The organism is Humibacter sp. (assembly GCF_051954055.1).
Classification (GTDB): Bacteria; Actinomycetota; Actinomycetes; order Actinomycetales; family Microbacteriaceae; genus Humibacter.
Genome location: NZ_JBQCIE010000054.1, coordinates 1 through 9869, shown reverse-complemented (window position 1 = coordinate 9869; position 9869 = coordinate 1). Strand labels below are relative to the sequence as shown.

Annotated in this window: 9 protein-coding genes; 6 read left to right on the top strand and 3 right to left on the bottom strand. The window is 68.6% G+C overall.

The genetic code is table 11. The features are described 5' to 3' along the window. Positions 1-270: 270 nt before the first annotated feature. Entirely contained in the window at positions 271-1329 is a 1059-nt protein-coding gene (locus ACTHNC_RS06940; RefSeq protein WP_440293867.1) for a sugar ABC transporter substrate-binding protein, read from the bottom strand. A 272-nt stretch (positions 1330-1601) separates the two neighbouring features. Between ACTHNC_RS06940 and ACTHNC_RS06935 the strand changes: the two genes are divergently transcribed. Then, entirely contained in the window at positions 1602-3044 is a 1443-nt protein-coding gene (locus ACTHNC_RS06935) for an LssY C-terminal domain-containing protein (RefSeq protein WP_440293866.1), read from the top strand. A 2-nt stretch (positions 3045-3046) separates the two neighbouring features. Here the strand turns inward: ACTHNC_RS06935 and ACTHNC_RS06930 are convergent, their stop codons facing one another. Further along, positions 3047-3997, bottom strand: coding sequence for an aldose 1-epimerase family protein (locus tag ACTHNC_RS06930; protein WP_440293865.1), 951 nt, complete (start codon positions 3995-3997; stop codon positions 3047-3049). 53 nt (positions 3998-4050) lie between these two features. On the opposite strand from ACTHNC_RS06930, the gene ACTHNC_RS06925 reads away from it, so the two are divergent. From ACTHNC_RS06925 to ACTHNC_RS06910, 4 genes are all read left to right on the top strand, one after another. Then, a complete protein-coding gene (locus ACTHNC_RS06925; RefSeq protein ID WP_440293864.1) occupies positions 4051-4752 on the top strand; it encodes a YoaK family protein in 702 nt (233 codons plus the stop codon). Positions 4753-4949: 197 nt separating this feature from the next. After that, complete coding sequence (locus ACTHNC_RS06920; RefSeq protein ID WP_440293863.1) at positions 4950-6731, top strand: glycosyltransferase family 39 protein; 1782 nt, start codon at positions 4950-4952, stop codon at positions 6729-6731. Further along, positions 6728-7486, top strand: a complete 759-nt coding sequence (locus ACTHNC_RS06915) for a polyprenol monophosphomannose synthase (protein WP_440293862.1) — start codon at positions 6728-6730, stop codon at positions 7484-7486. The genes ACTHNC_RS06920 and ACTHNC_RS06915 overlap by 4 nt, the downstream gene beginning before the upstream one ends. A 63-nt stretch (positions 7487-7549) precedes the next feature. Then, positions 7550-8068, top strand: coding sequence for a YbhB/YbcL family Raf kinase inhibitor-like protein (locus tag ACTHNC_RS06910; protein WP_440293861.1), 519 nt, complete (start codon positions 7550-7552; stop codon positions 8066-8068). A gap of 11 nt (positions 8069-8079) precedes the next feature. Here the strand turns inward: ACTHNC_RS06910 and ACTHNC_RS06905 are convergent, their stop codons facing one another. Beyond that, positions 8080-8718 (bottom strand): LysE family translocator, encoded by a 639-nt coding sequence (locus ACTHNC_RS06905; protein WP_440293860.1) that lies wholly within the window; start codon positions 8716-8718, stop codon positions 8080-8082. A 107-nt stretch (positions 8719-8825) separates the two neighbouring features. Here ACTHNC_RS06905 and ACTHNC_RS06900 point away from each other — a divergent pair. After that, positions 8826-9869, top strand: a 1044-nt coding sequence (locus ACTHNC_RS06900) for an MmgE/PrpD family protein (RefSeq protein ID WP_440293859.1), incomplete at its 3' end; no start/stop codon positions are given.

Sequence of the window (9869 nt, the reverse complement as noted above, 5' to 3'; positions counted from 1 at the left end):
GCGCCGTTGTCACCGACCAGGGCGGTGACCTTGCCCGGATACGCCTTCAGATCGACGCCGCGCAGCACGTCGACCGGGCCGAAGCTCTTCGTGACCGACGTCAGCGAGATGAGCGGTTCATCCATGTCGGGTTCCTTTCGTACATGTTGTACATGCACACCGCCGGTTGAGTAGCCGCCGAAGCGGCGTATCGACCCGACGCCCGTGCCAGGCAGGTTTCGATACGGCGGCTGCGCCGCCTACTCAACCGGCGATGATGATGACGGATGCCTAGTGCACGCCGTACTTGGTGCAGGCGGCGGCCACCGCACCGGTGCAGATGTCACTCGCCTTGGCATTGCCGTCGTCGATGACCTTCTGAACGTCCTTCGCCGTGATCAGCTGGGGCGTCTCGGCGATGAACGGAACTCCGTCTACCTTCTGGGTGATGCCGCTCGGCTTCTTGCCCTTCAGCAGGGTGATCGCGAGGTCGGATGCCGCCTTCGCCTCGTCTTGATACGGCTTGTAGACCGTGGAGGTCTGCTTGCCGAGCAGCACGTTCTGCAGGCCGGCGGTCGAGGCATCCTGCCCCGTGACCGGAACCGTCAGGCCGTTCTTGTCGAGCACGGAGATGACGCCGGAAGCGTTCGTGTCGTTGGCGACCCAGACCGCGTCGACCTTGCCGCCGAGGGAGGTCAGTGCCTGCTCGAAGTTCGTGGCGGACTTGTCGGCGTCCCAGATCCCCGGCGGCTCGGCGGCCGGCTTGATGCCCGCTGCCGACATGATCTTGACCGCTCCGTCGTGGAACATCTTCGCGTTGCCGTCTGTCGGGTCGCCACCCATGTAGACGACCTTGGCGCTCGCCGGATCCTTGCCCTCCGCCTTCAGCGCGTCAACGATCGACTGACCCTGCAGCTCGCCGACCTTCTCGTTGTCGAACGACACGTAGTAGTCGGCGCCTGCGATCGGGCGGTCGTACGCGATAACTGGGATGCCCTGCGCCTTCGCCTTCTTGGCGACCGTGACGCCCGCGCCGTTGTAGTCGACGAGAAGCATCACGCCGCAGCCCTTGTTGAGCTGCTGGTCGGCGATCGTCGCGTACTTGCTCGTGTCGCCCTGCGCGTTCTGGATATCGGCCTGGAAGCCGGCATCCGTGATCGCCTTCTGCAAGGCGGGCCGGTCGCCGTTCTCCCATCGAGGGGACGACACGGCGTCGGGAAGGATCACACACGCACGCGTCTTTCCGCTCGCGCTGGTGCTATTGCCGCCGCTTCCGCTCGAACAGCCGGCCAGCAGTAGTGCTGACGCGCTCGCGAGAACGGCGACAGAAATCAGTGCAGACTTCTTCACGTCTCTCTCTCCTTTGATGAGACTCGTAACTCCACCGGGATCGCCGCGTTCAACTTCTGAATGCGGCTGACGTGATCATGCCCGGTTTTGTTCGGCTCCGATACGTTCCGTCAGACACGATCCGATAACGGTTGAGCAAGCGCATTCCCACGCACCCGCGGCACCGACGCTCAATCGCCCGTATCGCGGCTGCGCCGCTCAAAGGCTCAGTCAGGTCGGTCCCGCGAGCAAACTCGCGCGACTCTCCCTTCAATCGCCCGTACCATGGGGCCATGCCGGTGGGGGGAACCGCTGACGGGCCGGCGCCCGAGACGGCGATGCTGCCCGGCTCAGCAGGCCGGACCGAGAGCGGCGAGCAGGAGCCGAAGAAGCGGCCTGCTCGCACCTTCCGGCTGCGCCTCGCGCGCGCGATCGACTACGGGTATTTCCTGCTCGCCACCCTCGCGGCGATCTGGATGGCGTGGCTGCTGGCATCCGAGAGCTTCAGCTGGGGCTGGTGGCTCATCGCCTTCTTCGTGCTGTTCTGGGCGCTGCTGGCGTACCTGGTGCTGCCGCGGCTGCACAGCATCCTCACCCGTATCTACGTGCCGAACTACTTCATCGGGCGAGCGCGCACCAGCGACGGGCTGCTCGGCGACCCGATCAACCTGGCGCTCCTCGGCACGCAGGCGCAGCTGGAGACCGCGATGGCGGATGCCGGCTGGACGCGCGCAGACCCCGTCACGGCGCGCTCGAGCTGGCGGATCGTGACGTCGACGCTGTTGCGGCGCAGCTACGACGAGGCCCCGGTCAGCCCGCTGCTGCTGTTCGGCAGGCAGCAGGACCTCGCCTATCAGCAGGAGGTGCTGGGCAACCCGGCGAAGCGGCACCATGTGCGGTTCTGGAAATGCCCGGATGACTGGCGGCTGCCCGGCGGTGAGCGCGCGGACTGGCTGGGCGCAGCCACGTTCGACCGCCGCGTGGGCCTTTCTCTGTTCACGCTGCAGGTGACGCACAAGATCGACGCGAACACCGACATCGAGCGGGACTACGTCGTCGGATCCGTGGAGAAGGCGGATGCCTCGGTGCACGTCGGCGTGATCCAGGACTTCTCCACCGGTTACCACGCGCGCAACGGCGGCGGTGACTCGATCATCACCGACGGCAACCTGCCCGTGGTCGATCTGCGGGGCATCCGATCCCGCCATGAGTTCGAGAACGAAACGGATGTCGTCGAAGCGGCGGCCGACAAGCGGCCGGTCTCGATCGCCCTGGGATGCGCTCTACTGGCGCTGCGTGCGCTGGCGGGCGTGCTCTTCGTGCTGATCACCGCTACCCATTGGACTGCCTTCGTGCGATCGGTCTCCGTGGACGTCGAAGGCGTTCCCGAGGACTTCGCGCGCAACGTGACGATCGTGATCGCCATTGTCTCGATCGGGATCACGATCTTCGGCCTGCTCGTGCAGTTCGCGCTGATCACGCTCATCTTCCGCGGCAGCAACTGGGCGCGCATCCTCTCGATGACGCTCAGCGCGATCGCCGTCATCGCCGCCGCTATCGACTTCTTCAACGGAGGCGCTCAGGTCAACCTGCGGGCGAATCTGCTGGGACTGCCGCTGGACATCCTCGTGCTGCTCGCACTCTCGTCCGAGCGCTCGAGTGCGTGGGCGCGACGCATCCGCTACCTGAAGATCGAGCGCCGCTGGGCGAAGCGCCACCCGCGCGCCGCCGGCTGAGGCTACCCGACGGCGGCGATCGTCCAGCCGGCGGTCGTGGACTCGCCCGGTTGCAGCACGATGAGGTCGATGCCGGAGTTGAAGGCGTCCGGCGGGCAGGTCATCGGCTCGACCGCGAGGCCGAGGCGGCTGCGCTCGGGGTCGGGCTGGTCGGCGGTGTGCACCTGCACCCAGGGGCACGCCGCATCCCAGCGCATCGTGACGCCGTGGCCGTCGTGCGCGGTGAGCAGAACGGATGCCACGCCGTCGGCATCCCTCGCCAGCCCGGTGAACGCGTGGTCGATGAACACGTCGTCGATGCGGCGCGGTGTGCGGAAGTCGAACGCGCCGGCCCGTTGCGTGCCCTCGACCAGGCCGTCCACGTCGGCGAGCCCGATCGGGGCGAGCCGGTCGGGCGTGACTGCGAGCACCCGGTCTGCGGGGAGGGTGAGCGTCCAGTCGTCGACGCGTCCGTCGCCCGCGACGAGGTAGGGGTGGGGTGCCGTGCCGAAGGGGGCGGCATCCTCTCCGGTGTTGCGTGCGGTCACGGCGGAGTAGAGGCCGTCGTCGCCGAGGCGGAACAGCACGGTCACGTCGAGTCGGTGCGGGTACCCCTGCTGCGCCTGGATGGTCGCCGCCAGCTCGACGAAGTCGTCGTCACGGTCGCGCACCTCGTAGTCGAGCCACGCCGCAAGGCCGTGCAGCGCGTTGCCGCGTTCCGGCTCGGTCAGGGGCGCCTGCTGCTCGACGCCGTCGAAGCTGTACCGGCCATCGACGATGCGGTTCGGCCACGGCACGAGCGTGGCTCCACGGAACGCGGGCCGCAGCTCGTCCGCGTCGAACGGCACGACGAGGTCGCGGCCGGCGTACGTGAGCGAGCGCAGCGAAGCGCCGATGCTCGCGATGGATGCACGGTAGTCGCCGTTGGCGAGGTCGATGGGGGTTCCGGAGAGGGGGATGCTCACCCGACCCATCCTCTCGTACGTGTGATGATCGTTCGGACCGCCGGAGCAGGACGGAGTACGGCATGGCCAAGCAATGGGGACTGCACGAACGCACGCACCTCGGGCTGATGCTCGCGCTCACCTTCTCCACCGGTGTCGTGGACGCCGTCGGCTACCTCGGCCTCGACCACGTCTTCACCGGCAACATGACCGGCAACGTGGTCATCCTCGGCATGGCCCTGCTCGGCGCAGACAACCTGCCGATCATCGGTCCGGTGATCGCGCTGATCTGCTTCATGACGGGTGCGGCGATCGGCGGACGCACACTGCGCAGAGTGGATGCCGGCTGGACCCGGCTCTCCACGATCGTCTTCACCGGGGTCGGCGTGCTGCTCCTTGCGGCCGCTGTGGTGCTGTTCGTGACGGGCAGGCACCCGCAGGAGTCGATGCAGTGGACGGTGACCGGGATGCTCGGCCTCGCGATGGGCGCGCAGGCAGCGACGGCCAGGCACATCGCGGTGAAGGACGTGACGACGGTGGTCGTGACATCGACGCTCGCCGGCCTCGCCGCGGACTCCGTGTTCGGCGGAGGTAAGGGGCAGCCGTGGGCGCGACGCGCAGGAGCGGTCGTGCTGATCGGGCTGGGTGCAGTCGTCGGGTCGGCCGCCGTGCACGTCGAGCCCGCGATCGGGCTGCTCGTGTCGGCGGTCATCGTGCTCGTGGTCGCCGCGTGGGGGCACCGTGTCACGGGTGGTCCCGTGCCTCAGGTGGTCGCCGAAGCCTGACCCCGCGGCCGCCGCGACGTGCGGCGAGCCCTGAAGCAGCACACAGGTCGCACACCTCTGTGAAGAAGTTCACGTGCGGTCGACGCTCAGCGGGGGCGATGCCCAGCGCATGCCTGTTGCCTGGTCAGACACCAGATCGCCCGATCGGACGACCCGTTCGGCCGTGGCGGAAGCGACATGCCGGCGAAGGAGGTGCGGTGACGAGCGCGAACGTGAACCATGTGCTGCCGACCGCACATGCTGCCAGGCAGGGCACCAGGACGCGTCCGGACGGCACGGGCCGGGGCGCGCCATCCGCCCGCGCAACGGCGGTCGCACCGCGGATCGCACGGATGTCGTACCGCAGCCCCCTTGCTGCCGCCGTCATCGGCTTCGTCGCGCTCGCCGTCTCCTTGCTCGGATCCTGGGCGCCTCCGTTCCGCAGCGACGAGGCGGTCAGCATCCTCTCGGCGGAGCGCCCGGGCAGCTCGCTTCTCGGCGAGCTGGTTCGCGCGGATGCCGCCCACGGCGCCTACTACGCGCTGCTGCACGTCTGGATCGACTTCTTCGGCGCATCGGCGTTCGCCACGAGACTGCCGAGCGCGATCTTCGTCGGGCTCGCGGCGGCCGGCGTCGTCGTGCTCGTCGGCCGGTACGGCGGGCTGCGGCTGGGCATCCTCTCCGCGCTGATCTTCGCGGTGCTGCCAGGTACCACCGCCGTCGGATCCGACGTGCGCTGGTACGCGCTCGGCACCGCATGCGCCGTGTGGCTCGCGGTGCTGTTCCTGCGTCTTGTGACGCGCAGAACCACGAGCATCCTGCCGTGGGCGTGCTTCGCCGTCGCGTACGCGGCGTGCAGCTACGCGTACCTCTATCTCTCGTTGCTCGCCCTGCCGTTCGCGGCTGTGCTGTTGTGGGATGCCCGTGGCCGGGTGCGCGCCACCTTCGGCGCCATCGCTCATCCGAGGTCCGCCGCCGCTTCCGATGTCGCCGCGCTGCGCGCCGTGATGGTGCGGTGGATGCTCGCCACGCTCGCCGGCGCCGCGCTCATCGCACCGCTCGCGTACGCCGCGATCCTCCAGCATGGTCACACCGCGACCGTCGCGGTCCCGACGCCGATCGATGTCTCAACCCTCGCGGTCGCGCCGTGGTTCGATCGCAACCCCCTGCTCGCGGTCGTCGCGCTGGGAATGCTCATCGCGCTCGCCGTGGCCGGCATCGTCGTCTGGCGGCGGCGCTGCACCTCAGCAGTGCGACGGATGCTCCGCACCGACCGCGCACGCCTGCTGCTGTTCGCGCTCGCCTGGCTGGTGCTCCCGACGGCGGTGATCCTCGCGGTGAACGCGCTGGTGCCCGTGTACGCCGCACCGGTGCTGTCGTTCACGGCACCCGCCGTTGCGGTGCTGCTGGCCGTCGCGATCGACGGCGCAGCTCGATGGCTCGTGCAACACCTGGTGGCGCGAGGCGGCAAGCCGGCCTTATCCGATCGCCGCCCCGTCCTCGCCGCCGTCGCGTCGTTCACCGGGGTCGCGCTCGTGGCCGCGCTCGCCGCACCCACGTACCTCGTGCAGCGCGGGCCGACTGTGACGAGCAGCGGAAGCGACTGGGCCGGCGTCGCCGGGGTCATCCAGCAGCACTCCAGGCCGGGGGACGATGTCGTCTTCGACGAGACCGCGACCGCCGCGCACCGGCCGCGGCTGGCGATGCACCTGTACCCTCAGCAGTTCGCGAACGTCGTGGATGTGACGCTCGCCGTTCCGTACGAGAACCGCGACTCGCTGTGGGACAAGACGTACAGCATCCCGCAGGTGGGCACACGCATCGCCTCGGGCGATGGCCGGGTCTGGCTCGTCGAATACCGCGGCCATACGGGCGGTGCGGATGCGACCGGCATGCAGGAGCGGGTCTCCGCCCTCCGCTCCCTCGGGTTCTCCCTTGTGCACAGCTATCGGCTGCACAGGGATGTCGTCTACCTTTTTACGAGAGGATCAGCGTCGTGAACGTGGCCGTCATCATCCCGACCTACAACGAAGCGCAGAACATCGCGTGGATCGTGGGTCGTGTCAGAAACTCGGTGCCGCAGGCAACCGTGCTCATCGTCGACGATGCGTCGCCAGACGGCACCGGCGACATCGCCGACGAGCTCGCGGCAGGTGACATCGCCGTCCGCGTGCTGCACCGCGCGGGCAAGGAGGGCCTCGGCGCCGCGTATCGCGCCGGCATGCGGGGGGCGCTCGAGCGCGGCCACGACGTCGTCGTGGAGATGGATGCCGACGGCTCGCACCGTCCAGAGGAGCTCCCACGTCTGCTCGACGCGCTCAGCACGGCAGACGTCATCGTCGGCTCGCGCTGGGTGCCGGGCGGCGGCGTGATCGGGTGGCCGCTCTGGCGCAAGTTCATCTCCCGTGGCGGCAGCGCGTACGCTCGCTTCGCACTCGGCGTTCCGGTGCGCGACATGACCGGCGGCTACCGCGCGTTCACCGCCGAGGCGCTCGAACGCATCGACCTCGACGGCGTGCTCAGCCAGGGCTACTGCTTCCAGATCGACATGCTCTGGCACGCTCAGGTCGCCGGACTGCGCATCAAGGAGGTGCCGATCACGTTCCCGGAGCGCGAGCGCGGCAACTCGAAGATGTCCAGCGGCATCGTGGTCGAGGCCATGCTGCGCGTCACAGGATGGGCGATCGGTTCGCTGCCGGCGAGGCTGCGTCGCGCCTTCACGAAGCGACCGCAGACGGTGAGATCCGGCAGCTGAACCGGACTCTCGGCTGATCGGGGCCCCTCGGCGTATGTTGCAAAGGGACGCAAGGAGGTAGTCGTGGCCGAAGACCCGTACGAGCGGTTCGGAGCCGTTCCGTCGTTCACCGTGACGAGCGAGGATGTCGCAGACGGGCATCCGATCGCCGGCCGATACCGCGCCAGCGGAGGCGACACGTCACCGCAGCTGTCGTGGAGCGGATTCCCCGAAGACACGAAGAGCTTCGCGGTGACGATTCACGATCCGGATGCGCCGACCGGCTCGGGATTCTGGCACTGGGCGGTTTACAACATCCCGCCGTCGACGACGTCGCTCGAGCGCGGCGCAGGCAGCGGTGGCTCCCTCCCGCAGGGCGCCGTTCAGCTGAAGAACGAGCTGCGGCAGGTGGGATTCACCGGCGCGGAGCCTCCGGAGGGAACGGGCGTTCACCGCTACTACGTGGTCGTGCATGCCGTGGACGTCGACCACCTCGACCTCGACCCGGAGTCGACACCCGCCGTGCTCGGGTTCAACCTGCACTTCCACACGCTGGCTCGCGCCGTGATGGTGCCGACGGCGTCGTACGGCGACGACGTGTAGGGCTGCGCCGGTCAGCTCTTGTTGCCGGTGACGGCGAGCACGCCGCCGAGGCCGATCAACATCACGCCGCCGGTGGCCGAGAGCCGCTCAGCGCGCTTCGGCGACCTCGCGAACCAGCCGCGGGCGAGTCCGGCCAGCAGTGCCCAGGTGCTGTCGGACAGCAGCGCGATCGCGAAGAAGACGACCCCGAGCACCATCATCTGCATCGGGATGGCGCCGGCGTGGAAGTTCACGAACTGCGGCAACACCGCGACGAAGAAGACCAGCAGCTTGGGGTTGCTGATGCCGACGAGGAACCCCTCGCCGAGCATCCGTGCCGACGATCTGCGCGGCCCGTTCGCGACCGCGTCGATCGCTCCGCTCTTGCGATGCCGGATGGCCTGGATGCCGAGGTAGATGATGTAGAGCGCGCCGGCGAGCTTGATCACCGTGAAGATCACGACGGACTGCGCAACGACGATGCCTAGGCCGAGCGCGACGGCCACCACGATCGGGATGATCGCCAGCGAGTTGCCGATCACGCTCAGCATCCCCGCGCGTCGGCCGAGCGCGATGGAGCGCCCGACGGCGAAGAGCACGCTCGGGCCGGGGATGACGATGATGGCGAACGCCGCGAGCGCGAAGGCGCCCAGGGTGGCGATGGAGGGCATCCATCAACATTACGGCGCCTGGATGGGCTGCGTCGCCGGCTGGGAACTCACCCGAACGGGGGACACGCGGATGCCGCGACGCACCCGCTCCAGGTAGGTTCGATCGGGTGAACACCACGCACGTACGCACGCATCGCAGCGACGAGAACCTGCCCCGCGAGGAGCAGCTGGCCTACAAGATCGCCCAGGTGGCTGCCGACCCGGTCGAGGTGACGCCCGAGGTGACCGACATGGTCGTCAACAGGGTGATCGACAACGCGGCGGTTGCTGCGGCGTCGTTGCTCAGGCATCCGGTCACCGCGGCGCGCGCGCAGGCGCTCGCGCACCCGGTGTCCGTGGGCGGCAGCGGTTCGAACGTGTTCGGAACGGATGCCGCACGCCGGGTCAGCGTCGAGTGGGCGGCCTGGGCGAACGGCGTGGCCGTGCGCGAGCTCGACTATCACGACACGTTCCTCGCGGCCGAGTACTCGCACCCGGGCGACAACATCCCGCCCGTCGTCGCCGTGGCGCAGCACCTGGCCACCGAACGTGGTCTCACCGGTAGCGACGTGGTGCGCGGCATCGCGACGGGATACGAGATCCAGATCGACCTGGCGCGCGCCATCAGCCTGCACGCGCACAAGATCGACCATGTCGCCCATCTCGGTCCGTCGGGCGCCGCCGGCATCGGCACTCTGCTCGGTCTGGAGGCGGAGACGATCTTCCAGGCGATCGGGCAAGCCCTGCACACGACGACGGCCACGCGCCAGTCGCGCAAGGGCGAGATCTCCAGCTGGAAGGCTTTCGCCCCGGCGTTCGCGGGCAAGATGGCGATCGAATCCGTCGACCGCGCGATGCGCGGCGAGACCAGCCCCACGCCGATCTACGAGGGCGAGGACGGCGTGATCGCGTGGCTGCTCGACGGTTCCGACGCCGTCTACGAGGTCACGCTGCCCGACCTCGGGGAGCAGAAGCGTGCCATCCTCGACTCGTTCACGAAGGAGCACTCGGCCGAGTACCAGGCCCAGGCGTGGATCGACCTCGCCCGCAAGCTGCACAACGAGTACCCGATCATCTTCGACGACCCCGAGCGGGTCGAGTCCATCGTGCTGCACACCTCGCACCACACGCACTTCGTGATCGGGTCTGGTGCGAACGACCCGCAGAAGTAC

Excerpts from the sequence above, each read along its gene's own strand:
- ACTHNC_RS06905 (WP_440293860.1), bottom strand. The coding sequence starts at position 8,718 with ATGCCCTCCATCGCCACCCTGGGCGCCTTCGCGCTCGCGGCGTTCGCC.
- ACTHNC_RS06925 (WP_440293864.1), top strand. The coding sequence starts at position 4,051 with ATGGCCAAGCAATGGGGACTGCACGAACGCACGCACCTCGGGCTGATG.
- ACTHNC_RS06930 (WP_440293865.1), bottom strand. The coding sequence starts at position 3,997 with ATGGGTCGGGTGAGCATCCCCCTCTCCGGAACCCCCATCGACCTCGCC.
- ACTHNC_RS06935 (WP_440293866.1), top strand. The coding sequence starts at position 1,602 with ATGCCGGTGGGGGGAACCGCTGACGGGCCGGCGCCCGAGACGGCGATG.